A 23343-nucleotide genomic window follows, 5' to 3' on the forward strand; every position below is an offset into this window, starting at 1 on the left:
TCGACGGAGACCCCCTGCTGCTTCGGCAGCAGGGGGTCTCCTGCATTTCACGGCGCCTGATTTCTGGGCACGGGCCCGAGCCGGGAGAATGGCCGGGTGGCTGAGCAAGACAACGGGGGAGTGCGCCCGGCGCGACCGCACCACAAGGAGACCGACGACGGCCGGCGGATGCGCGAGGTGCTCACCTACACCCGGCGCGGCAGCCGGCTCTCCCCGAAGCAGCAGGCCGCCTGGGACACGTACTCCGAGCGGTGGGTCATCCCCGACGAGGCGGTCGACGTACCCGACTTCTCCTTCGCCGCGTGGTTCGGCCGGGAGGCTCCGCTCGTCGTCGAGATCGGCGGTGGTGTCGGCGAGGCGACCGCGGCGCTCGCGGCCACCCGTCCCGACGTCAACATCCTCGCGCTGGAGGTCTGGGGCCCCGGCGTCGCCGAGGGCCTGGGCCGGGTGGGCGAGGTGGGTGCCACGAACGTCCGCTTCTGCAGCGTCGACGCCGTCTGGACCCTGGAGCACCTGATCGCGCCCGACTCGATCAGCGAGCTGTGGACCTTCTTCCCCGACCCCTGGCACAAGAAGCGTCACCACAAGCGGCGCCTGGTCAACCCCGAGTACGCCGCGATGATCGCCTCCCGGCTGGTCCCGGGCGGGCTGTGGCGGCTGGCCACCGACTGGGCGGACTACGCCGAGCAGATGGTCGAGGTGCTCGACGCCGAGCCGATGCTGGAGGGTGGGGTCGTCGAGCGCTGGGCAGAGCGGCCGGTCACCAAGTTCGAGCGCAAGGGGATCGCGAAGGACCGCGTGATCACCGATCTCACCTACCGGCGGCTCTGAGACCGGGCTGGGCCCGCTGGACGTAACAGGACGTTCATCGAGCCGTCAGGGCGTGTCGCGCTATTCCTCCGGGCCGCGCGGGTACCTTCCGGATCAGTGGCAGGTGGGGAAGCCGGCCACATCGGGAGGCCGGACGTGAAGATCCACGAACCAGCAGCCCGGTCCATCTACCAGGGATAGGGCCGGGCGGCCCCTGGTGGGCGCGTGCGGTCCGGTGAGGTGAGTCGTGGGAACCAGTCACGATGGGGCACAGACCAACGCGCAGCGCCGTACGTACGTCCTCGACACCAGCGTCCTGCTGGCCGACCCGGGTGCCCTCCGGCGCTTCGCCGAGCACGAGGTCGTCTTGCCGGTGGTCGTGATCACCGAGCTCGAGGGCAAGCGGCACCACCCCGAGCTGGGCTACTTCGCGCGCAGCGCGCTGCGGATGCTGGATGAGATGCGGGTCAGCCACGGCCGGCTCGACACGCCCGTCCCCGTGGGGGAGGAGGGCGGCACGGTCCGCGTCGAGCTCAACCACACCGACGCCTCGTCGCTGCCGTCGGGCTTCCGCCTCGGCGACAACGACACGCGGATCCTGGCGGTCGCCCGCAACCTCGCCGACGAGGGCCACGACGTCACGCTGGTCTCCAAGGACCTGCCGATGCGGATCAAGGCCTCGGCGGTCGGCCTCACCGCCGCGGAGTACCGCGGCGAGACGATCAGCGACTCCGACACCGGCTACTCCGGCATGGCCGAGATGGAGGTGAGCGCGGCCGACCTCGACGAGCTGTACGACGACGCGACCCTCGACCTCCCCGATGCCCGCGAGCTGCCCTGCCACACCGGCCTCGTGCTGCTCTCCGAGCGCGGCACCGCCCTGGGCCGGGTCGGGCCCGACAAGCAGGTCCACCTGGTCCGCGGCGACCGGGAGGCCTTCGGCATCCACGGACGCAGCGCCGAGCAGCGCGTCGCCCTCGACCTGCTGCTCGACCCCGACGTCGGCATCGTCTCCCTCGGCGGCCGTGCCGGCACCGGCAAGTCGGCGCTCGCCCTGTGCGCCGGCCTGGAGGCGGTCATGGAGCGCCAGCAGCACAAGAAGGTCGTCGTCTTCCGGCCGCTGTTCGCCGTCGGCGGCCAGGAGCTGGGCTACCTGCCCGGCTCGGAGTCGGAGAAGATGTCGCCGTGGGGCCAGGCGGTCTTCGACACCCTCGGCGCCCTGACCTCCAAGGACGTCGTCGACGAGATCCTCGACCGCGGGATGCTCGAGGTCCTCCCGCTGACGCACATCCGCGGCCGCTCGCTGCACGACTCCTTCGTGATCGTCGACGAGGCGCAGTCGCTCGAGCGCAACGTGCTCCTCACGGTGCTCTCGCGCATCGGCGCCAACTCGAAGGTCGTGCTCACCCACGACGTCGCCCAGCGCGACAACCTGCGGGTGGGTCGTCACGACGGCGTGGTCGCGGTCGTGGAGAAGCTCAAGGGCCACCCGCTGTTCGCCCACGTCACCCTCACCCGGTCCGAGCGCTCGCCGATCGCGGCGCTGGTCACCGAGATGCTGGAGAACGTCGTCGTGTGACCTGACGAGTTCGTCGTGGCCCGCTCGGCGCCGTCCCGTGTCCGGGGCGGCGCCGAGCGTCGTCGTACGGGACCGTGTCCCGACCCTGGGGCTGCTGTGACTCGTGTGAACGATGGGCCGAGGGGAGCTGGAGAAGGGCTGGGGAAAACGGCCGTTCGGTTTGCCTGAGCCCTCCTCGTCAGGCATGGTGGTCGCTGGCCGCTGGCGGTGACGACAGCGAAGTCGGGCCCGATCGGGCGGTGGCCTCCCCCCATGCAGTCGAGCCTGAATACGAGCACTTGTCGAAACACGCGAAGCCGGCGCCCAAGCACCGCGGTGCGCCGAAGCACGCCCACATCGCACACGCGCCCCGTAAGGCCGCCCGCAACGTCGTCGTCCTCTCGTCGGTCGCGGTCGCGGTCACGGGTGTCTCGGTCGCCGCGGGCATGGCGGGCCAGCAGGCCACCCCGGCTGCCGCGGGTGCTGCCGACGTCGACGCCTTCACCAACGTGGGTGCCAGCGCGCTGCCGACCGACACCACCGAGCGTCGTGAGCCCGTCATCTCCCGCGACGACCGCCGGCCCGAGGCCGTGCCCGCCAAGTCGATCGACCTCGCCGGCTCCCGCACGGCGGCGATGACCGACAGCCGCGAGCTGTCCGACTCCGACCCCCGCGACATCGCCCGGGCCCTGCTCGGTGAGTTCGGGTTCTCCTCGAGCCAGTTCGGCTGCCTCGACTCGCTGTGGACCCGTGAGTCCAACTGGCGGGTCAACGCCGACAACCCCAGCTCGAGCGCCTACGGCATCCCGCAGGCCCTCCCCGGCTCCAAGATGTCCTCCGCCGGCCCCGACTGGGCGCACAACGCGGAGACCCAGATCCGCTGGGGCCTCGGCTACATCAAGTCCCGCTACGGCAGCCCCTGCGGCGCCTGGGGCCACTCGGAGTCTCACGGCTGGTACTGAGCCGATGGCGCGAGCGCGTCGCTCGTGCCTCGCGCCGCGCTGCCGCGCACGCGGTTGGCTTCCGTAGGAGTGTCGTCCGCGTGGCGGCAAGCCGGCGGCACGGCGGGAACGTCGCGCCGGGGCGCGAGCGCGCATCACGCCACGCCGGGGTCCGAGCTGGCCGCCGTCCGCAGCCTGACCGCTCGACGGGTGCATGATGCCCCCAGGGACGGGACTCGGGTGTCCCGTGCGACGTGAGGAGCCCGCCATGCTGTGGACCATCATCGTGACGATCGTCGGTGGCGCGATCATCGGAGTCATCGGCAAGGCCGTGGCGCCGGGCGACCGCACCAAGTTCCCGTTCTGGCTGACCGTGCTGTGCGGCATCGTCGGCATGCTCGTCGGCAGCTTCCTCTACTGGGGCATCGCCGGTCACGACAACGGCTCGTTCGACGGGCACGAGGCCACGTGGGACAACGCGACCAACGGCATCGACTGGATGCGGCACCTGTGGCAGGTCGTGGTGGCGGCGGTCGCGGTGATCGTCGCCGCAGCCGTCACGGGGCGCAAGCGCTCCTGAGGCGCGCCGCTCAGGGGTGGGTCATGGACGCCAGGTCGAGTGCGGCGTCCAGCTCCTCGAGGGTCAGCTCGCCGCGGTCGACGTACCCCATCGCCAGCACGGTCTCGCGGATCGTGCCGCCGGTGGCGAGCGCCTGCTTGGCGACCTTGGCCGCCGCCTCGTAGCCGATGTGCTTGTTGAGCGGTGTGACGACCGAGGGTGAGGACGCGGCGTAGCGCAGCATGCGGTCGGCGTCGGCCGTGATGCCGTCGATGCACCGCTCGGCCAGCGTGACGGAGGCGTTGGCGAGCAGGCGGATCGACTCGAGCACGTTGCGGGCCAGGACCGGCATGGCGACGTTGAGCTCGAAGCTCCCGCTCGCGCCCGCGGCAGTGACCGCAGCGTCGTTGCCGATCACCTGCATGCAGACCATCAGCGTCGCCTCCGGCAGCACCGGGTTCACCTTGCCCGGCATGATCGAGGAGCCCGGCTGCAGGTCGGGCAGGTGGATCTCGGCGAGGCCGGTGGTCGGTCCGGAGCCCATCCAGCGCAGGTCGTTGCAGATCTTGGTCAGGCCGACCGCGATCGTCTTCAGCACGCCGCTCAGCTCGACGAGGGAGTCGCGGGTGCCCTGGGCCTCGAAGTGGTTGCGGGCCTCGGTGAAGTCCTGGCCGGTCGCCTCGCTCAGCGCCGTGATCGCCGCGTCGGCGAAGCCGTGGGGGGTGTTGATGCCCGTGCCGACCGCCGTGCCGCCGAGGGGGAGCTCGCGCACCCGGGGGAGCACGCCGACGAGCCGCTCCACGCCGTACCGGACCGTGGCGGCGTAGCCGCCGAGCTCCTGGCCGAGGGTGACCGGGGTGGCGTCCATCAGGTGCGTCCGGCCGGACTTCACCAGTCCGTGGAACTCCGCCGACTTCGTGGCCAGCGAGGCCGTGAGCCGCTCGAGGGCCGGGACCAGCTCGTCGGCGACCGCCAGCGCGGCAGCGACGTGGATGGCCGTCGGGAAGGTGTCGTTGCTCGACTGGCTGGCGTTGACGTGGTCGTTGGGGTGCGCCGTGACGCCCTCGCGGGCGCACAGCGAGGCGATCACCTCGTTGGCGTTCATGTTGGAGCTGGTGCCCGACCCGGTCTGGAAGACGTCGATCGGGAACTGGTCGTCGTACCCGCCCGCGGCGACGGCCTGCGCCGCGGCCGTGATCGCGGTCGCCACCTCGGGGTCGAGGACGCCGAGGGCGAGGTTCGCGCGCGCGGCCGCCGCCTTGACGTGACCCAGCGCATGGATCAGCGCCGGCTCGATCGGCGTACCGCTGATGGGGAAGTTCTCGACCGCCCGCTGGGTCTGCGCCCGCCACAGGGCGGCGGCTGGGACGAGGACCTCGCCCATGGAGTCGTGCTCGGTGCGGAAGGCTGCGTCGCTCACGTGACGAGCCTACGCACCCGCGGAACCGCCGTCGTCAGTCGAAGAGCTCGCTGAGCCAGGACTCGCGCTTGCGCTTCTTGTAGTGCTTGTCGTCGTAGCGCTGCTGCGGCGCGCGGTATTCGTCGTACTGCGGGGCGCGCGGTGCCTGCGGCTGAGCAGCCGGCTGCGGCATGCCGACGGAGCGGTCGATGATCTTGTCGAGCTCGCCGCGGTCGAGCCACACGCCCCGGCACTGGGGGCAGTAGTCGATCTCGATGCCGTTCCGCTCGCTCATCACCAGCGTGGACTCGTCGATGGGGCAGCGCATGCCCGGTGAACGGACGGGGACGGTGCGAGGTTCCCGGTTCAGTCGTCCCAGGGCGCGGTGTCGCCCATCTTGCGGTAGTACTTGGCCAGGTGGCTCCTGACCCGATTCACGTCCTTGTCCGGGAGGTCGACGCCGCCACGAGCGCCCTGCAGGACGTTGCCGGCCGCCATCACGCCCCGCGGTACGGCGACCAGCCGGTCGTCCACCACGTCGGCGACGAGCAGCTTGTACGCCGTGAAGTTGTCCTTCTCGTCGGCGTCGTACCAGACGTGGGCGTCGCGGTACTTCTCGTTCGGCTCGTCCTCGGCGCCGGCCCAGCGGCGCACGCGCTTCTCGGCGGCGTCGCCGTCCCACGCGCGGTCGCGGTCAGCGAGGGGCAGGTCCTGGAATGCGGTCACGGCCATGCCCGGGCCGTACCCGGACCGGCCGCGCCCACCCGGGGGTCACTGCGCCGAGCGGACCCGGATCCCCGAGATCGGCACCGTGACGGCGCCGCTCGGGTCGGTGAAGAAGTCGTTGCCCTTGTCGTCGACCACGATGAAGGCGGGGAAGTCCTCGACCTCGATCTTCCAGACCGCCTCCATGCCGAGCTCGGGGTACTCGATGACCTCCTGGCTCTTGATGCAGTCCTGGGCCAGGCGCGCGGCCGGGCCGCCGATCGAGCCGAGGTAGAAGCCGCCGTACTCGTTGCACGCCTCGGTGACCTGCTTGGAGCGGTTGCCCTTGGCGAGCATGACCATCGAGCCGCCGGCGGCCTGGAACGACTTCACGTAGGAGTCCATCCGGCCGGCCGTGGTCGGGCCGAAGGAGCCGGACGCCATGCCCTCGGGGGTCTTGGCCGGGCCGGCGTAGTAGACCGGGTGGTTCTTCAGGTAGTCGGGCATCTCCTCGCCGGCGTCGAGGCGCTCCTGGATCTTGGCGTGCGCGATGTCGCGGGCCACGACGAGCGGGCCGGTGAGGGAGAGCCGCGTCTTGACCGGGTACGACGAGAGCTGGGCGAGGATCTCGCTCATCGGCTGGTTGAGGTCGACCTTGACGACCTCGCCGCCGGAGATGTCCTCGGCGACACCGGCGTCGGGCATGTACTGCGCCGGGTCGGTCTCGAGCTGCTCGAGGAAGACGCCCTCGGACGTGATCTTGCCGAGTGCCTGGCGGTCGGCGGAGCAGGAGACGGCGATCGCGACGGGGCAGGAGGCGCCGTGCCGGGGGAGACGCACCACGCGGACGTCGTGGCAGAAGTACTTGCCGCCGAACTGCGCGCCGATGCCGAAGGACTGGGTCAGCTTGAAGACCTCCTCCTCCAGCTCGAGGTCGCGGAAGCCGTGGGCGTCCATCGAGCCCTCGGTCGGGAGGTTGTCGAGGTAGTGCGCGCTGGCGTACTTCGCGGTCTTCAGCGCGAACTCCGCGCTGGTGCCGCCGATGACCACGGCGAGGTGGTACGGCGGGCAGGCGGCCGTCCCGAGCGAGCGGATCTTCTCGTCGAGGAACTCCAGCATCCGCTTCGGGTTGAGGATCGCCTTCGTCTCCTGGAACAGGAACGACTTGTTGGCCGAGCCGCCGCCCTTGGCCATGAACAGGAACTTGTACTCCGGGCCCTTCTCGCCCTGCGTCGTGGAGTAGAGCTCGATCTGGGCCGGCAGGTTGGTCCCGGTGTTCTTCTCGTCGTACGTCGTCAGGGGCGCGAGCTGGCTGTAGCGCAGGTTGAGCTTCGTGTAGGCGTCGTACACACCGCGTGAGATCCACTCGGCGTCGTCGGTGCCGGTCAGCACGCCCTCGGACTTCTTGCCCATCACGATCGCGGTGCCGGTGTCCTGGCACATCGGCAGCACGCCACCGGCGGAGATGTTGACGTTCTTGAGCAGGTCGAGGGCGACGAAGCGGTCGTTGCCGGACGCCTCGGGGTCGTCGATGATCTTGCGCAGCTGCCTGAGGTGCGCGGGCCGCAGGTAGTGGCTGATGTCGTGCATCGCCTCGGCGGTCAGCTGCTGGATCGCCTCGGGGGAGACCTTGAGGAAGGTGCGCCCGTCGGGGCCTTCGACGGTCTCGACTCCCTCCGTCGTGATCAACCGGTAGGGGGTGTCGTCCTTGCCGGTCGGGAGGAGGTCGGAGTAACGGAACTCAGCTTCAGCCACGGCTACCGAGGATATCCCGCTGCGGGAACCGCCGAGGGGCCGGCCCGCCTGCTGGCGGACCGGCCCCTCGGGCAGGTGCTGCGGGTTGCTCAGGCAGCCGGCGGGGCGATGGCCGTGTAGGCCACACCCAGCTCGATGACCGCACCGACCGGGAGACCGGCCTGTGCGGTGTCGAGCGTGATCCGGACCGCCGTGATGGCGTTCTGGAAGGCGCCGGCGGTGCTGGTCTGCTGCAGGTTGAGCGCGACCTGGCCGAGACCGGCGATGTTGAGGATGGTGTTGGGCGACACGTCGATCGGGATCGTCTGGCCCGCGATGACGAGGTTGACCAGCTCCATCTTCATGCTGCCGGTGTAGGCGCCGTCCTGCAGCTTGCCGGAGGCGGTGACCTTCACGGCGGTGGCCTTCACCAGGCCGCCGAGCAGGTTGATGCCCGCGGTGCGGTTGGTGTTGGTGATCTCGCCGTTGCCGAAGGCGTCCTTCTTCGACGTCGTGGTCGAGGTGATCGCACCGGTGGTGAGGATGCCGGGGACCTTGACCGAGAGGGTCGAGTTGGTCAGCGTGCGGCCGTTGCTGCCGCCGACCGGCGTGCCGACGCGGGCGGTCGGGTCGCTGACCACGGTGATGTCGTCGCCGACGTGGGCCTGGATCCGCGAGCCGTAGGCGGTGCCGCCGAAGGAGGCGCCGGAGGACGGCGAGACCTCGGAGAGGTACTGGTTGACCGGGTTGACCAGCAGCGTGACGCCGGCGGAGTAGCCGCCGAGCGGCTGCAGCAGGGTGACGCCGACGGCCCAGCCCATGGTGCCGATCAGGTCGCCCTCGTCCTGGTCGTACTTGCCGTGCAGCGTGTAGTTGAGGGTCACGCTGGCGACGCCGGGGATGGTGACGGCGTAGTTCTTGGGGATGTTCAGCGGCAGCTTGACGCCGGCGATCTTGATGTTCGCCAGCTTGCTGTTGGCGGTGTACGAGCCGTTGCCGTCGGCGCGACCGGTGGTGGTCACGTCGGTCTCAAGCGCGTCAGCGGTGATCAGGCCGCCGAGCAGGCTGACGTTGGCCACCCGTGCCCACGACTTCAGCGTGGTCTGCGGCTGCCCGAGGACCTGCGAGACGACGGCGTCGGTCTTGGTCTCCACGGCGCCGAGCTGGGCGAGGTTCAGCACGTTGACCGCAGCGGTGCTGTTCTTGGAGCTGCTGGACTTCGCGCCCCCGGTGACGCCCGACTGGGCGGTCAGGTCGGACTGGACGACACCGTCCAGGACCTTGACGTACGTCGCACCCGTGCTGGCTGCGTAGGACCAGTAGACCGGGTCGGCGGCGTGGGCCGCAGGTGCCGGAACGGCGACAAGACCTGCACCCGCCAGGGCGAAGGCGACAAAAGAGGCGAACTTCCGCACGTTCACGGGACCCCATTCCCATCCGTGTGTTGACTGCTTGTGTTGTGTCGAGCCCCCCAAGCAAACCATCACCAGGGCACGCCGAGCGAGCCGAGGACCGGTTTCCCGAGAGATTTAACGAAGAATCACTCACAATGGCACGGCCCGGGGCATATCTGGGCCGGAACCGACGTTTTCGACCTCGTGCACGTGTACGACGCGGTGGTCATCGGGGCCGGCCAGGCCGGCCTCTCGGCGTCCTTCCACCTGACCCGGCTGGGCATCGACCACGTCGTGCTCGACGGCAACGACCGGCCGGGTGGCGCCTGGCAGCACCGGTGGGACTCGCTGTCGATGCACGACGTGCACGGCGTGGCCGACCTGCCCGACGCGCCGGCGCCCGGTGGCTCGCGGGAACGGGCCAACACGGTGGTGCCGGCGTGGTTCGGCCGCTACGAGGACGAGCACCGGCTGCCCGTCGTGCGCCCCGTGCGGGTCGACCGGGTGAGCGACGACGGCGACCTGCTGGTGGTCCACGCCGGCGAACGGACCTGGACCACGCGGACCCTGGTCAACGCCACCGGCACCTGGACGCAGCCGTTCGTGCCCTACTACCCGGGGGCCGAGACCTTCCTGGGGGAGCAGCTGCACACGGCCGACTACCCGGGCCCGGAGCACTTCCGCGGCAAGCGGGTGGTGGTGGTCGGTGGCGGCGCCTCCGCGGTCCAGTTCCTCGGCGAGCTGGCGCCTCGCACCGACGTGGTGTGGGTGACTCGCCGCCCGCCGGTGTGGCGCGACGACTTCGACGAGAACGTCGGTCGGCACGCGATCGGCCTGGTCCAGGAGCGGGTCCGCGAGGGACTGCCGCCCGCGAGCGTCGTCAGCGTCACCGGGCTGGCCCGGCGTCCGCAGGAGCAGGAGGCGGCCCGGCTCGGCGTCTACGAGCGGCGCCGCGACATGTTCGCGCGGATCGAGCCGGACGGCGTGCGCTGGGCCGACGGGTCCTTCGAGCGCGCCGACGTGATCTTGTGGGCCACCGGGTTCCGGCCGGCCGTCGGCCACCTCGCGCCGCTGCACCTGCGCAGCGAGCGCGGCGGGATCGCCCTGCTGCAGAGCGGCGCCGACGTGCAGACGGCCACGACCGCCGTCCGTGACCCGCGGGTGCAGCTGGTCGGCTACGGCCCCTCCGCGAGCACGATCGGCGGCAACCGGGCTGGGCGGGCGGCTGCCCTGGCGGTACGCCGGTTCCTCTCGTCGCACGATGCTGCTAACGTCACGGCCGACAACCCACGGGAGTCCGCGGCAGCGGGCTGAGAGGGAGCTGGAGCCGCTCCGACCGTCACACCTGATCCGGATCATGCCGGCGAAGGAACGGAACGATGACGCCTCACCTCTTCTGCCTCGTCTCGCAACGCGACGACCTCTCCCTGCTGCCTGCCCTGGCGGACGCCGGTGTCGACGGCTTCCAGGTCCGGGACAAGTCCCTGGCCACCGCAGCGCTGGTGGCACTCACCCGTGCGGTGGTGGCCGCGGTGCGCCCGGCGGGAGCGGTGGTCGTGGTCAACGACCGGCTCGACGTGGCCCTGGCCGCGGGTGCCGACGGTGTGCACCTGGGCGCTGACGACCTCGCCGTCGCCGACGCCCGGCGACTGGCTCCCGGCCTGGTGATCGGGGCGACCTGCCGGTCGCGGGCCGAGGTCGTGACCGCCGCCGGCGCGGGCGCGGACTACGCCGGCTTCGGGCCGGTCTTCGCCTCGGCCTCCAAGGCCGGGCTGCCCCTGCCGCTGGGTGTGCCTGCTGTCGCGGACGCGGCCGGCTCGCTGCCGCTCGTCGCGATCGGCGGGATCACCGCGGCGACCGCGGGCGAGGTGCGGGCCGCCGGGGCCCAAGGGGTGGCCGTGATCGGCGCGATCTGGCGACAACCCGATCCCGTGGGTGCAGCGAAGGAGCTCGTCGCGGCAGTGGCCTGAGGTGGCCGGGATGCGGGTCGACGTGCTGGGCGCGGGGATCGTCGGGCTGACGGTCGGCGAGGAGCTGGCACGCCGCGGCCACGACGTGGCGGTGGTCGACCCCCAGCCGGCCGGCGGGGCGTCGTACGCCGCCGCGGGGATGCTCTGCCCGGCGGCCGAGGTGTGGCACGGCGAGGAGGAGCTGCTCCGTCTCGGTGTCGCCTCCTTGGGGCTGTGGCCGGCGTTGGCCGCGCGGCTGGGCGTGGCGCTGCGGCGCAGCGGCACCCTGCTGGTCGGGTACGACGCCGGCGACCTCCAGCAGGTCGAGCGGCAGGCGGCGCTGCTGCACCGGCACGGGCACCCGGTGGAGCTGCTCGGCCGGGCCGGGGTCCGGTCGGCCGAGCCCACCCTGGCCCGCGTCGCCGGCGGCGCGCTGCTGCCTTCCGAGGCGAGCGTCGACCCGCGGGCGGTCTGCGACGCGCTGCTGGACCGGGTGGTGCTGCGCGGCGCGCCCCGCCCGGACGCCGAGGTCACCGTGGTGGCGACCGGCTCGTCGCTGCCGGAGCCCTGGTCCGGCCTCGTGTCCGGCGTCCGCGGCGAGATCCTGCGGCTGCGCTCGGACGACCCGCCCCGTCGTACCGTCCGCGGCTGGGTGGGCGGCGAGGCCGTCTACCTGGTGCCGCGCGGGGACGGACGGGTGGTGCTGGGCGCCACGTCGGAGGCGCACGCGGCGCCGCCCGTGGTGACCGCCGGCGGGGCGCTGCGGCTGCTGGCGGCCGCGCGGGCGCTGTGGCCCGCGCTCGACCGGGCCGAGCTCGTCGAGGGCACCGCCCGCGACCGCCCGGCCACCGTCGACGGGCTGCCGCTGGTGGGTCCCAGCGGCGTCGACGGCGTCGTCCTCGCGGCCGGTCACTACCGGCACGGCGTGCTGCTCGCGCCGCTCACCGCGCAGCTCGTGGCCGACCACCTCGACACCGGACGGGTCGACCCCGTCCTCGATCCCCGCCGGACGATGCAAGGAGCACGATGATCACCTGCAACGGAGAGGCGATCGCCGACGCGGCGACCGTCGCCCAGCTCCTCGAGCGACGCCTCGGCGACGCCCGCCCGCACGGAGTCGCGGTCGCGGTCAACGAGGAGGTCGTGCCGCGCGGCGAGTGGGCGTCGTGGCGGCTGGCCGACGGCGACGTCGTCGAGGTCGTGACGGCGGTGCAGGGCGGATGATCACCCCACCGAGTTCTTCTCCTCCGCTGCGCTCGCCCGAACAACTCGTCGGGGACCCCGGGATGAGCACCGTGTCGATCGCAGGCGAGTCGCTCTCGTCACGGCTGTTCCTCGGCACGGGCGGCCTGCCGCGCACCTCGCTCGTCGAGCCGGTGCTGGCCGCGGCGCAGCCCGGGCTGGTGACGGTCTCGATCCGGCGCACCTCGACCCTGGCGGACGGTGGACTGCTCGCGGCCCTGCGCGCTGCGGGCGTCCGGCTGCTGCCCAACACCGCCGGCTGCCTGTCCGCCCGGGAGGCCGTGCTGACCGCCGAGCTCGCCCGCGAGGCGCTCGGCACCGACTGGGTGAAGCTCGAGGTCATCGGCGACGAGCACTCCCTGCTGCCCGACGCGATCGAGCTCCTCGATGCCGCGGAGCAGCTGGTCCGGCGCGGGTTCGTGGTGCTGCCCTACACGACCGACGACCCCGTCCTCGCGCGCCGGCTGGTCGACGCCGGCTGTGCCGCGGTGATGCCGCTCGGCTCGCCGATCGGCTCGGGCCTGGGCGTCCTCAACCCGCATGCCATCGCTGCGGTCCGCGCCGCGGTCGACGTACCCGTGGTCCTCGACGCCGGGGTGGGCACGGCGAGCGACGCCGCGCTGGCCATGGAGCTCGGCTGCGACGCGGTGCTCGCCGCGACCGCCGTGACCCGCGCCGACGACCCGGTCGCGATGGCCGCTGCGCTGCGGATGGCGGTCGAGGCGGGCCGGCTGGCGTACGGCGCCGGCCGGGTCCCGCGTCGCGCCGGGGCCCGCGCCTCCAGCCCCGTCCTGGGGCTGATCTCGTGACCCGCCGGGTCGTGGTGCTGACCGACCGCACCCAGGTCCCGGACGGCCGTTCGCTGCGCGACGTGCTCGCCGCGGCCGCCGACGGCGGGCTGACCACCGTGCTGCTGCGCGAGGTGGACCTGCCCGACGACGAGCGCGCCAAGATCGCCGACCACGCGCGCACCTGCGGGCTGGAGGTGATCGCCGCCCACCGCGCCGTTCCCGGCTGCAGCGGGGTGCACCTGCCGGCCGATGCGTCGCTCCCGGAGGTCGCCACCCGCTGGGGACGCTCCTGCCACGACCGCGCCGACCTGCTGCGTGCCGCGGCCGACGGCGCGTGGTGGGCCACGCTGTCGCCGTACGCGACGACGCAGAGCAAGCCCGGCTACGGCCCACCGCTCCCGGCCTCGGCCTTCGCGCAGGCACCGCTGCCGGTGTTCGCGCTCGGCGGGATCACGCCGGCCAACGCGGCCGCGGCGCGGGCAGCAGGTGCCTGGGGCGTCGGCGTGATGGGTGCGGTGATGCGCGCGCCCGACCCGTCGGCAGTCGTCGCCGCGCTGCTGCAGGCGGCGGGATGACCCCGCCCGTCGTCGTCACCGTCGCCGGCACCGACTCGAGCGGGGGTGCGGGCATCGCCGCCGACCTCGCCACCTTCGCGGCCCTCGGCGTGCACGGAGCGTGCGTCGTCGCCGCCGTCACCGCCCAGGACACGACCGGGGTGCGGGCCGTCCACCCGGTCCCGTACGACGTCGTCGCCGCGCAGCTCGACGCGGTGCTCGAGGACCTCGACCCGGTGGTCGTGAAGACCGGGATGCTGGCGACGCCCGAGGTCGTCCGGCTCGTCGCCGAGCGCTGTGCGGGCCGGCTGCTGGTGGTCGACCCCGTCCTGGTCGCGACCTCCGGCGCCGTGCTGGCCGGCGACGACGTGCGGCGGGCGTACCGCGAGCACCTGCTCCCCGTCGCCACCGTCGCCACCCCCAACGAGGAGGAGGCGCTGGCGCTGGACCTGGGCGACGGTCCCCGGGTCGTCGTGACGCGCGGCGGGCGGGTTCCGACCACCAACGACCACGGCACCGGCTGCACCCACAGCAGCGCGCTCGCCGCCCACCTCGCCCACGGAGCCGACGTCGCGACGGCCGCGGCCGGCGCGGCGTCGTACGTCACCGGACAGCTGACCCTCGGCAAGGACTGGACCCTCGGCCGCGGCCGCGGACCGGTCGCCCACATCCACGCCCCCACGCAAGGAGAGATCGCATGACCGTCCACCCCGCCCACACCCGCATCCTCAAGACGGACGGGACCGATGACCTGGCCGTCCCCTTCACCCGGGTCGCGCTGACCAACGGCGAGACCTTCGACCGCTACTGCACCGAGGGCCCGGGCTCGGACCCCGAGGTCGGGCTGGCGCCGCTGCGCGCCGGCTGGATCGAGGGACGCGGCGACGTGACGCCGTACGACGGCCGCGAGACGCAGCTCCTCGACAACGGCCGCTCGGCGGTCCGCCGCGGCGCGGCCCGGGGGGAGTGGCGCGGTGAGCGGCGGCGCCCGCTGCGGGGCAGGAACGTCACGCAGATGGCCTACGCCCGTGCGGGGATCGTGACCGAGGAGATGCGGTACGTCGCCGTCCGGGAGGGCTGCGACGTCGAGCTGGTGCGCAGCGAGGTCGCCGCCGGCCGGGCGATCATCCCGGCCAACGTCAACCACCCCGAGTCCGAGCCGATGATCATCGGCCGCCGGTTCCTGGTGAAGGTCAACGCCAACATCGGCAACTCCGCCGTCACCTCGTCGATCGCCGAGGAGGTCGACAAGCTCACCCACGCGATCACGTGGGGCGCCGACACCGTGATGGACCTCAGCACCGGCGAGGACATCCACACCACCCGCGAGTGGATCATCCGCAACTCGCCCGTCCCGATCGGCACCGTGCCGATCTACCAGGCGCTGGAGAAGGTCAACGGCGAGGCGGACAAGCTGAGCTGGGAGGTGTTCCGCGACACCGTCATCGAGCAGTGCGAGCAGGGCGTCGACTACATGACCATCCACGCCGGAGTGCTGCTGCGCTACGTGCCGCTCACCGCGAACCGGGTCACCGGGATCGTCAGCCGTGGTGGGTCGATCATGGCCGGCTGGTGCCTGGCCCACCACGAGGAGAACTTCCTCTACACGCACTTCGACGAGCTCTGCGAGATCTTCCGGCAGTACGACGTGTCGTTCTCGCTCGGCGACGGGCTGCGCCCGGGCGCGACCGCCGATGCCAACGACGAGGCCCAGCTCTCCGAGCTGCGCACACTCGCCGAGCTGACGTCGCGGGCCTGGGAGCACGACGTCCAGGTCATGGTCGAGGGCCCCGGCCACGTGCCGCTCGACCTGGTCGAGGAGAACGTCCGGCTGCAGCAGGAGTGGTGCCACGGCGCGCCGTTCTACACGCTCGGTCCGCTGGCGACCGACATCGCGCCGGGCTACGACCACATCACCTCCGCCATCGGTGCGGCCACGATCGCGATGCACGGCACCGCGATGCTCTGCTACGTCACGCCCAAGGAGCACCTGGGCCTGCCCAACCGCGACGACGTGAAGACCGGCGTGATCACCTACAAGCTCGCCGCCCACGCCGCCGACATCGCGAAGGGCCACCCCGGCGCCCGGGACTGGGACGACGCGCTCTCCAAGGCCCGCTTCGAGTTCCGCTGGCACGACCAGTTCGCGCTGTCCCTCGACCCCGTCACCGCCGAGTCCTTCCACGACGAGACGCTGCCCGCCGAGAACGCCAAGACCGCCCACTTCTGCTCCATGTGCGGTCCGAAGTTCTGCTCGATGCGGATCAGCCAGGACGTGCGGGAGCGGTTCGCCACGGACGGGATGGCGCAGAAGTCCGCGGAGTTCATCGAGATGGGCGCGTCGGTGTACGTCGAGCCGTCGGGGGTGTGAGGGCGACGGTGGTGGGCGTGTGAGCGTCGCCCGCGGCCGAGGCTCGAGACCGCCGGCTTCGTGCTGCGGGGACTGTGCTCGGGCCTTCGGTTGCGTAGCCGGGTTCGTTCCGAAAGGGCAGTGACGAGAAGGGTGGGGAGGTGGCTGGGTTCCGCGGTCGGCTTGCGGTCCCGAGGTCACATTCGTGACGGTCGGTGACGTCGGTTCTCCACACCCCGGGAATCGAGTTTCCCCTGTCCCCAGGCGGGTTCTGAACGTTCGCTTCTGTCGGGGGTGGGTGGGAGAATTCAGTCATGGATCTCGGAACCCGGCCCCGTTCGACAGCAGCTCTGCTGTCGCGGGTGGGCGACCGGATCCGCTCCCGCAACACCCTCGTCATCGAGGAGTGGCAGGACATCACGGCCTGGGCGAGCGACCACGTCGTCACCGGACCCGAGGGTGCGGCGACGATCACCGAGGGCTACCTCGACACCGGCGTCCCCATCGCCGGACCCGGCGCCCCGCTGGTCAGCGAGTTCGCGTTGATGGAGCTCGTCGCGGTCCTCGGCCGCACCCCCGACGGTGGCAAGGCCTATGTCGGACGGGTCATCGAGTGCGCCTGGCGGCTGCCCAACGTCTACGAGGCCGTGGTGACGGGGCGGTTGGCGCCGTGGCGTGCTGAGCGGATCGCGGACCTCACCCGCAGCCTGTCGGCTGAGGCCGCGGGGTTCGTGGACCGGCAGCTGTGGAACGCCTCCGGCATCGGGTGGGCCCAGCTCGAGCGCCTCGTCGCCGAAGCCGTGCTCCGCTACGACCCCGAACGCGCCGAGGCCGACCGCCAGAAGGCCGCCGACCACCGCCACTTCGACATCGATGACGTCGACGAGCACGGGCTCGTGCACCTCGACGGGCTGATGGATGCCGCCGACGGCCACGACCTCGACCAAGCCGTCGGCCGCCGGGCCGAGGTGCTCAGTCGGTTGGGTGACGAGAGCTCGTTGGACGTGCGCCGGTCGAAGGCCGCTGCCGAGCTCGCCCGTCAGGACCTGGCCCTGGACCTGCTGGTCCCGGACCCCGCCACCGGGGAAGGTCGTCGCGACCGTCCCCGGCCGCAAAGTCGTGCTCAACGTGCACGTCACCGACACCACCCTTGCTGGCCGGAACCCGGTCGGGCGGTGGGACGAGGGCCGCTGCCCCGTCACCACCGCCCAGATCAAGGAGTGGCTGCGGGCCCGGCACACCACCGTGATCGTCCGGCCGGTGATCGACCTGGCCGACCACGTCCCCGTCACCGCCTACGAGATCCCCGACCGCCACAAGACGCGGGTCGCGTTGCGGGACCACACCTGCCGGTTCCCCCACTGCACCCGTCCCGCGACCCGGTGCGACATCGACCACCACCAGCCCCACGACCGGGGCGGGCCGACCTGTCCGTGCAACCTGGTCCCACTCTGCCGGCGGCACCATCGCGCGAAGACCCACTCAGCCTGGCGTTACGAGACCCCGATGCCCGGGTCCTACGTGTGGACCAGCCCGAGCGGCTACCGGTTCCGGGTCGACCACCGCGGCACCCACCCGGTGCACCCGCCCGACGAGTAGCGACCCCGCCCCGCACCCCGCAGGACCCTGTGCCTGCGGGGTTCAGGCGCGTCGTCGCCGAGACCGGCGCTGCCGAGCAGCCTCGTGCGCCTCGCGCAGCAGGAGCAGCGCCGGAGCCAGGGTCTCCGGTCCGGGACTGACGATCGCCACCCAGCCCTGAGCGCCGTACGAAGGGTGGGGGAGCAGGGTGTCGGTGGCGGCGAGGTCGATCTCCTCCTCGGCCTGCGCCTCCGGGTCCTCGCCCAGCAGCTCGACGTACCGGATCCTCCCGACGTGGATGTTGAGCCGCCATCGTCCTGGCGCGGCCAGGTGGCTGGCCGTGTCGTCGGGGTAGTCCTTGGTCACGATCGTGGCGTAGGGCTGCTCGTTTGCCGGCACCTCGCCGTCGGGTGCGCAGTAGAAGAAGTGGTCGCCCCAGGCGATCTCGGGATACGCGCTGCCGGCGGTCGGTGCGAGCTCCAGGACGTCGGGGAACGACCGGATCGTGGCGAGGACCTGCTCCATACTCGGGTCTGTGGTCATGGTTCGAGTGTGGAGTTGAAGTGCTTGTGGAGGGTTCGACCGCGGAGGTCGCCGCTGCGACCGGCTACTCGCCCCAGCAGGTGCGCAACCTGGAGGCGCTGGGGGTGATCCCGCCCGCGCCGCGGACGCCCAGCGGCTACCGGCAGTTCTCCGCCGTCCACGTCCGCGACCTCGTCGCCTATCGCGACCTGGCGCTGGCCGTCGGACCGGTCGTCGCCCGCCGGGCGATGCGCGACCTGCGCGCCCTGGCGGTCGAGGACGCGACCGCGCTGGTGGGCTCGTTGCATGCCGGGCTCGGTGCCGAGAGGGAGCAGGCGCTCGCGGCCCGGGCGGCCCTGGTCGCGGTCAGCGCCGAAGCGTGCACGGAGGCTCCGCCGGTCGCGGCCGACTCGATGACGATCACCGAGCTGTCCGACGCCCTCGGGGTCCGCGCGTCGACCTTGCGGTTCTGGGAGCGCGAAGGCCTGCTCGCGCCTGAGCGGATCGCGACCCCGGCCGGCGCCGCCCGTCGCTACCCGGTGAGCGCCGTACGGGAGGCACGGATCGTCGTCGCACTCCGCGCCGCCGGCTACCGGGTCCCGGAGGTGCGGTCGGCGATCGGCGCGGTGCGTGAGCTCGGCGACACCGCCCGGTCGCTGACGACGCTTGACGCGAGGCTGGCCACGATCGCCCAGCGGGTGCTGGCCCTGATGCGCGCCGGAGCCGTGCTCGCCGAGATGGTCAGCGCGCCGCGGCCGCCGCAGCCGCGGCCCGCTCGACCCACTTCGGGATCTCGCCGTAGCGCTGGCTCGGGATGAGCCGGCCCGCCGCCGAGTCGTCGACCAGCTGGGCCATCCGCCGGTCGCGGGTCGCCTCCTGCTTGGCGGTGACCACCCAGTTCATGCAGATCCGGCGGTAGGTGTTGGTCGCGGCCTCCCAGAACGCGGTGGCGGCGGGGGAGGCGGCGAGCTGCGCGGCATAGGCCGGCGGCAGGGCCAGTCCGGGGTCGGCCTCGTGGGTGTAGGGGGCGACGTCGCGGCGTCGCGCCTCGAAGATCGCCAGCCCGGAGGGCTGCATCCGGCCCTCGGCGCGCAGCTTCTCGACGAGGTCGATGTTGACCTTGCTCCAGTTGCTGGTCTTCTTGCGTGGGGTCCAGCGCTGACGGGTGGCGTCCTCGTCGATGCGCTGGGCGACCGAGTCGATCCATCCCCAGCACAGCGCCTCGGGGACGGCGTCCGCCCAGGTGAGGCCACGCTCGGGCACGTGCTTCTTGTACAGGCCCATCCACAGCTCGGTCTCCGTGTCGTGGTGCGCCGCCAGCCATGCGCCGAACTCGGCGGCGTCGGCGAAGAAGCGGGCCGGCCGCTCGGGGCTGCCGCCCATCCGCCCGGGGGTCGTGTCACGTGCCATGCGACGAGCCTGCCACCGTCGACCGACAGCGGTGCGGAATGCTGGGCACATGACCCTTCCCACCGTGGCGATCGGCGCGCTCGGCGGCACGATCGCGTCCACGTCGAAGGACGGCACCGAGGTGGTGCCGACGCTGTCCGCGGCGGCCCTCGCCGCGGCCGTCCCCGGGCTCGAGGAGACGGCGACGGTGCGTGCGGAGACGCTCGCCTCGCTGCCGAGCCCGTCGCTCGACGAACCGACCGTCGTGCGCACCCTGGCCTGGGCGCAGGCCGCGGTCGACGCCGGTGCGCGGGGCGTCGTGGTCACCCAGGGGACCGACACCCTCGAGGAGTCGGCGTACCTGCTCGACCTCTTCTGGGAGCGCCCCGAGCCGCTCGTGGTCACCGGCGCGATGCGCTCGCCGCAGGCCGCCGGCGCCGACGGCCCTGCGAACCTGTTGACGGCCGTGCGCTGCGCCCTCGCGTCGGACTCGCGGGAGCGCGGCGTGCTCGTCGCGTTCGACGACGAGCTGCACCAGGCCCGCTGGGTCGCCAAGACCGACTCGATGTCGACCAGTGCCTTCCGCTCGGCGGTGTTCGGCCCGATCGGGCGCTGCGTCGAGGGCGAGGTCGTGTACGGCGTACCGCCGGGCCGGGTGCCCGCGCTGCGGCTCGCGCCGGGGCAGGAGGCACGCGACCCGCGGGTGCCGCTCGTGGCGACCTACCTCGGTGACGACGGGTACGTCCTCGACGCGATCCGGGCCGAGGACGTCGACGGCGTCGTGATCGCAGGCTTCGGCGCCGGGCACGTGTCCGCGCGGATGGCCGAGGCGGTCGGTCGGCTCGCCCGCCAGGTCCCGGTCGTCTTCGCCTCCCGCACCGGTTCGGGCCCCACCGGAAGGGCGATGTACGGCTACCCGGGCTCCGAGATCGACCTGCTCGCCCGGGGAGCCGTCGGCGCCGGCTGGCTCTCGCCGGTCAAGGCGCGGCTGCTGCTGTGGGCGCTGGCCCTGCGGGGGCCGCTCGCCCGGGCGGACGTGGCGGCCGAGTTCGAGCTCCGCGGTCGGCCGTGAGGCAACCCCTTCAGCCCGGTGCGCTGCGCTGAGGCATCACGCCCGGCTGAGTCTCGTCGCGCGCGCCGCGTTGCCTGGACGGAGCGGAGCGAGCCCAGATCACAGAGTGTCAGGCGGGCGGTGCGGGAGCACGTTGGCGACGTAGTCGCGCGCGGAGTCGTGGATGTCGACCTCGTGCCCGGCGGCATCGGAGAGTGCCCAGCGGTGCTCCATCACCTCGTGGAAGTACTCCGGTGCCGAGATGGTGCGGCGCATCTCCGGCGGCAGCAGGTCGACGATCGGCGTGTAGACGTTCGCGAGCCAGCGTCGGGCGACGGCCTCGCGGTCCTGGTCCTCGTACCCGCCGTGGGCGGTGAACGCCGCGAGGTCGTTGAGCAGCTTGCGGGCCTGGCTGTCCTCGGCCACCAGGCCGGTCAGCTCGCGCAGCTCGCGCCGGTGGTGACCGGCCTCGACGACCTTGGGCTGGATCCGGACCCGGTCCGACTCGGTGCGCACGTCGAGCTCGTCGACGTCGAAGCCGAGGTCGTTGAGGCGCGCGATCCGCTGCTCGACGCGGTACCACTCGTCGGCGCCGAACTCCTCGGCGGCGGTGAGCTCGTCCCACAGCGCGTGGTAGCGCTCGGCGAGCTGGTCGACGATCGCGAACCCGTCGACGTCGATGTCCGTGTCGCCGCTGGCCTGGAGGTCCATCAGCTCGGCGAAGATGTTCTCGACGCCGACGTTGACGTCCTGCTCGCGCATCGCGTCCGAGATCGACGAGCGCAGCTCGCCGGTCTCGGCGTCGACGAGGTAGGCCGCGAAGCCGCCGGCGCTGCGGCGGAAGAGGGCGTTCGAGAGCGACACGTCGCCCCAGAAGAAGCCCGCCAGGTGGAGCCGGACCAGCAGCACGACGAGGGCGTCGACGAGGGCCGGGACCTGCTCGGCGCGCAGCCCGTGCTGGAAGACGGTGCGGTAGGGGAGTGAGTAGTGCAGGTGCTCGGTGAGCAGCGCCGCGGGCAGCGGTTCGCCGCCGGCGCCCGTGCGTCCGGTCACCACGCCCCGCGGTACGACGGCCGGCTGGTCGAGCCGTTGGAGGTCTCGCAGCAGGTCGTACTCCCGCAGGGCGATCGCCTCCTCGGTCTCCTTCACCGCGAGGAACTGGCGGTTCACCTGGACCACCCGGACGACGTGGCGGGACAGGCCGAGGGGCAGCGGCACGACGTACCAGTCCTCCCAGTCCGCCAGCGGTCGCGACCACGGCAGCCGGAACAGGGCCGGGTCGGTGCGAGCGGCGACGACGTGCAGCGCCATGGCGCCAACCTACGCCAGCTCCACCACGTCTGAACCCGCCCCGAGCGGGCACCGCTGCCCTGCCGGGTGGGCATCGGGGTAGCACCTGGCCGTGGACAAAGTCCGCGACGTAGGGGTACTACTGAGTGACGCACGCCACATCCTCGGGAGGGGTGACCAGGGCGATGAGATCGACCAACGACCCGCGGGGACGACGTTCCCGACATCGACGCCGCGCTGCGCTCGCTGCCGTCGCTGCCCTCGCAGCCGGCAGCCTGACGGCCTGCGGTGGCTCCGGGAAGCCGACGCTGAACTGGTACGTCAACCCCGACGGGGTCGACACCTTCCAGAAGTACGCGAAGTCGTGCAGCACCGACCAGTACGACATCGCGGTGCAGCTGCTCCCCAACGGCGCCACCGACCAGCGCACCCAGCTCGCGCGACGGCTCGCGGCCGAGGACTCCTCGACCGACCTGATGAACCTCGACCCGGTCTTCGTCGCCGAGTTCGCCAACGCCGGCTGGCTGCAGGAGGTCGAGGGCGACCTCGCGGACTCGATCACCAGCAGCGTCGAGGGTGACGGCGACTACCTCTCCGGCGCCGCCGAGACGGTCACGTGGGACGACAAGGTGTTCGCGATCCCGCTGTGGGCCAACACCCAGGTGCTCTGGTACCGCAAGTCGCTCGCGCAGGCCGCCGGCCTCGACATGACCCAGCCGGTCACGTGGGACCAGGTGATCAAGGCGGCGGCCGACCACGACGGCACGGTCGGCGTCCAGGCCAACAAGTACGAGGCGTACGTCGTGTGGATCAACGCGCTCGTCCAGGGCGCCGGCGGCGACATCGTCTCCGACACCGAGGCAGGCCGCGACGCCAAGGTCGACATCGGCTCCGACGCCGGGCGCAAGGCCGCCGAGATCATCAAGGAGCTCGCCGACTCGAAGGCCGCCCAGCCGGACTTCACGGTCTCCAACGAGGGCACCAGCCTCGGGCAGATGTTCCCCGAGAGCGGAGCCGGTGAGTTCATGGTCAACTGGACGTTCGTCTACAAGAACTACGAGGGTCAGGTCGGCTCCGGCCTCACCGACGAGCAGTTCGCCGACCTGGGCTGGGCCCGCTACCCCGCGACCGTCGAGGGCGAGGCGTCGAAGCCGCCGATCGGCGGCATCGACATCGGGGTCGGCGCCTACAGCGAGCACCCCGACTTCGCGATGGAGGCGGCTCGCTGCATCACCTCCGAGCAGGCGCAGGTCGACCTCGCGCTCGACAACGGACTGATGCCGTCGACCAATGCGGCCTACGACAAGGTCTCGGCCAGCGGGGACTACCCGGCCGACCTGATCGAGCTGTTCCGCACCAGCGTCGACGAGGGCGGCCCGCGGCCCAAGAGCGCCTTCTACGCGATGATCTCCGGCGCCATCCAGGCCCGGTGGCACTCGCCCACCTCGGTCGAACCCGGCAGCACGCCGAAGGACTCGGCGACCTACCTGGAGGACGTGCTGGAAGGGAAGTCGTTGCTGTGACCAC

The 23343-nt window shown here is 72.2% G+C and carries 24 protein-coding genes, 1 pseudogene and 1 riboswitch; of the genes and pseudogenes, 17 read left to right on the forward strand and 8 right to left on the reverse strand.

The genetic code is table 11. From position 1 onward, the window contains the following. The first annotated feature begins 96 nt into the window (after positions 1 to 96). The 4 genes from trmB (at position 97) to BJ958_RS25195 (ending at position 3889) form a co-directional block, all read left to right on the forward strand. Positions 97 to 831: a tRNA (guanosine(46)-N7)-methyltransferase TrmB gene (gene trmB / locus BJ958_RS25180; protein ID WP_343052796.1), complete on the forward strand. Its 735-nt coding sequence runs from the start codon at positions 97 to 99 to the stop codon at positions 829 to 831. A gap of 226 nt (positions 832 to 1057) precedes the next feature. Then, complete coding sequence (phoH2, locus tag BJ958_RS25185) at positions 1058 to 2389, forward strand: RNA 5'-3' helicase PhoH2 (protein ID WP_179729513.1); 1332 nt, start codon at positions 1058 to 1060, stop codon at positions 2387 to 2389. A gap of 278 nt (positions 2390 to 2667) precedes the next feature. After that, a complete protein-coding gene (locus BJ958_RS25190; RefSeq protein WP_179729514.1) occupies positions 2668 to 3330 on the forward strand; it encodes an aggregation-promoting factor C-terminal-like domain-containing protein in 663 nt (220 codons plus the stop codon). Between the two features lie 247 nt (positions 3331 to 3577). Beyond that, positions 3578 to 3889, forward strand: a complete 312-nt coding sequence (locus BJ958_RS25195; RefSeq protein WP_179729515.1) for a GlsB/YeaQ/YmgE family stress response membrane protein — start codon at positions 3578 to 3580, stop codon at positions 3887 to 3889. Positions 3890 to 3899: 10 nt separating this feature from the next. Here the strand turns inward: BJ958_RS25195 and BJ958_RS25200 are convergent, their stop codons facing one another. From BJ958_RS25200 to BJ958_RS25220, 5 genes are all read right to left on the reverse strand, one after another. Beyond that, positions 3900 to 5288 carry an aspartate ammonia-lyase gene (locus BJ958_RS25200; protein WP_179729516.1) on the reverse strand — a complete coding sequence of 463 codons (1389 nt, stop codon included), beginning with the start codon at positions 5286 to 5288 and terminating at the stop codon, positions 3900 to 3902. A gap of 34 nt (positions 5289 to 5322) precedes the next feature. Beyond that, positions 5323 to 5595: a TFIIB-type zinc ribbon-containing protein gene (locus tag BJ958_RS25205; RefSeq protein ID WP_179729517.1), complete on the reverse strand. Its 273-nt coding sequence runs from the start codon at positions 5593 to 5595 to the stop codon at positions 5323 to 5325. A 38-nt stretch (positions 5596 to 5633) separates the two neighbouring features. Further along, positions 5634 to 5999, reverse strand: a complete 366-nt coding sequence (locus tag BJ958_RS25210; protein WP_179729518.1) for a hypothetical protein — start codon at positions 5997 to 5999, stop codon at positions 5634 to 5636. 39 nt (positions 6000 to 6038) lie between these two features. Then, positions 6039 to 7727: a FumA C-terminus/TtdB family hydratase beta subunit gene (locus BJ958_RS25215; protein WP_273520342.1), complete on the reverse strand. Its 1689-nt coding sequence runs from the start codon at positions 7725 to 7727 to the stop codon at positions 6039 to 6041. Between the two features lie 89 nt (positions 7728 to 7816). Continuing rightward, positions 7817 to 9127, reverse strand: a complete 1311-nt coding sequence (locus tag BJ958_RS25220; RefSeq protein WP_179729519.1) for a choice-of-anchor P family protein — start codon at positions 9125 to 9127, stop codon at positions 7817 to 7819. A 177-nt stretch (positions 9128 to 9304) separates the two neighbouring features. Here BJ958_RS25220 and BJ958_RS25225 point away from each other — a divergent pair, with 177 nt between their 5' ends. The 10 genes and pseudogenes from BJ958_RS25225 to BJ958_RS25270 all read left to right on the forward strand — a co-directional run bounded on the left by BJ958_RS25225 (position 9305) and on the right by BJ958_RS25270 (position 17585). Continuing rightward, a complete protein-coding gene (locus tag BJ958_RS25225; protein WP_179729520.1) occupies positions 9305 to 10414 on the forward strand; it encodes an NAD(P)-binding domain-containing protein in 1110 nt (369 codons plus the stop codon). Beyond that, positions 10380 to 10489, forward strand: a riboswitch (TPP riboswitch). Its footprint overlaps the gene before it by 35 nt. Further along, the gene (thiE, locus tag BJ958_RS25230; RefSeq protein ID WP_179729521.1) at positions 10480 to 11070 is read left to right on the forward strand and encodes a thiamine phosphate synthase; all 591 of its coding nucleotides are present in this window, start codon (positions 10480 to 10482) and stop codon (positions 11068 to 11070) included. It overlaps the preceding riboswitch by 10 nt. 10 nt (positions 11071 to 11080) lie before the next feature. Beyond that, the gene (locus BJ958_RS25235) at positions 11081 to 12079 is read left to right on the forward strand and encodes an FAD-dependent oxidoreductase (protein WP_179729522.1); all 999 of its coding nucleotides are present in this window, start codon (positions 11081 to 11083) and stop codon (positions 12077 to 12079) included. Continuing rightward, complete coding sequence (gene thiS, locus BJ958_RS25240; protein WP_179729523.1) at positions 12076 to 12273, forward strand: sulfur carrier protein ThiS; 198 nt, start codon at positions 12076 to 12078, stop codon at positions 12271 to 12273. Before BJ958_RS25235 ends, thiS begins: the two co-directional genes overlap by 4 nt. Positions 12274 to 12335: 62 nt before the next feature. Beyond that, a complete protein-coding gene (locus BJ958_RS25245; protein WP_179729524.1) occupies positions 12336 to 13100 on the forward strand; it encodes a thiazole synthase in 765 nt (254 codons plus the stop codon). After that, positions 13097 to 13657 carry a thiamine phosphate synthase gene (locus BJ958_RS25250; protein WP_179729525.1) on the forward strand — a complete coding sequence of 187 codons (561 nt, stop codon included), beginning with the start codon at positions 13097 to 13099 and terminating at the stop codon, positions 13655 to 13657. The genes BJ958_RS25245 and BJ958_RS25250 overlap by 4 nt, the downstream gene beginning before the upstream one ends. Continuing rightward, a complete protein-coding gene (locus BJ958_RS25255) occupies positions 13654 to 14337 on the forward strand; it encodes a bifunctional hydroxymethylpyrimidine kinase/phosphomethylpyrimidine kinase (protein WP_179729526.1) in 684 nt (227 codons plus the stop codon). Before BJ958_RS25250 ends, BJ958_RS25255 begins: the two co-directional genes overlap by 4 nt. Further along, positions 14334 to 16007: a phosphomethylpyrimidine synthase ThiC gene (gene thiC, locus BJ958_RS25260; RefSeq protein ID WP_179729527.1), complete on the forward strand. Its 1674-nt coding sequence runs from the start codon at positions 14334 to 14336 to the stop codon at positions 16005 to 16007. The genes BJ958_RS25255 and thiC overlap by 4 nt, the downstream gene beginning before the upstream one ends. A 524-nt stretch (positions 16008 to 16531) precedes the next feature. Next, a pseudogene (locus BJ958_RS29375) lies at positions 16532 to 16963 on the forward strand (DUF222 domain-containing protein); the annotation flags it as partial. A 151-nt stretch (positions 16964 to 17114) separates the two neighbouring features. Next, complete coding sequence (locus BJ958_RS25270) at positions 17115 to 17585, forward strand: HNH endonuclease signature motif containing protein (RefSeq protein ID WP_179729529.1); 471 nt, start codon at positions 17115 to 17117, stop codon at positions 17583 to 17585. Between the two features lie 42 nt (positions 17586 to 17627). On the opposite strand, the gene BJ958_RS25275 is transcribed toward BJ958_RS25270, so the two are convergent. Further along, the gene (locus BJ958_RS25275) at positions 17628 to 18107 is read right to left on the reverse strand and encodes a DUF6194 family protein (protein ID WP_218865968.1); all 480 of its coding nucleotides are present in this window, start codon (positions 18105 to 18107) and stop codon (positions 17628 to 17630) included. A gap of 20 nt (positions 18108 to 18127) precedes the next feature. Here BJ958_RS25275 and BJ958_RS25280 point away from each other — a divergent pair, with 20 nt between their 5' ends. Further along, a complete protein-coding gene (locus tag BJ958_RS25280) occupies positions 18128 to 18904 on the forward strand; it encodes a MerR family transcriptional regulator (protein ID WP_179729530.1) in 777 nt (258 codons plus the stop codon). Here the strand turns inward: BJ958_RS25280 and BJ958_RS25285 are convergent. Next, on the reverse strand, positions 18828 to 19496 hold the full coding sequence (locus tag BJ958_RS25285) for a YdeI/OmpD-associated family protein (protein ID WP_179729531.1): 669 nt from the start codon (positions 19494 to 19496) through the stop codon (positions 18828 to 18830). The genes BJ958_RS25280 and BJ958_RS25285 overlap by 77 nt on opposite strands. Before the next feature lie 49 nt (positions 19497 to 19545). Between BJ958_RS25285 and BJ958_RS25290 the strand changes: the two genes are divergently transcribed. Next, complete coding sequence (locus tag BJ958_RS25290) at positions 19546 to 20547, forward strand: asparaginase (protein WP_179729532.1); 1002 nt, start codon at positions 19546 to 19548, stop codon at positions 20545 to 20547. A 99-nt stretch (positions 20548 to 20646) separates the two neighbouring features. Here BJ958_RS25290 and BJ958_RS25295 read toward each other — a convergent pair whose 3' ends face one another. Next, positions 20647 to 21837 (reverse strand): DUF4032 domain-containing protein, encoded by a 1191-nt coding sequence (locus BJ958_RS25295; RefSeq protein WP_179729533.1) that lies wholly within the window; start codon positions 21835 to 21837, stop codon positions 20647 to 20649. A gap of 164 nt (positions 21838 to 22001) precedes the next feature. On the opposite strand from BJ958_RS25295, the gene BJ958_RS25300 reads away from it, so the two are divergent. Then, on the forward strand, positions 22002 to 23339 hold the full coding sequence (locus tag BJ958_RS25300) for an extracellular solute-binding protein (RefSeq protein ID WP_179729534.1): 1338 nt from the start codon (positions 22002 to 22004) through the stop codon (positions 23337 to 23339). The last annotated feature ends 4 nt before the right edge of the window (positions 23340 to 23343 follow it).

Source organism: Nocardioides kongjuensis (assembly GCF_013409625.1).
GTDB classification, from domain to species: domain Bacteria; phylum Actinomycetota; class Actinomycetes; order Propionibacteriales; family Nocardioidaceae; genus Nocardioides; species Nocardioides kongjuensis.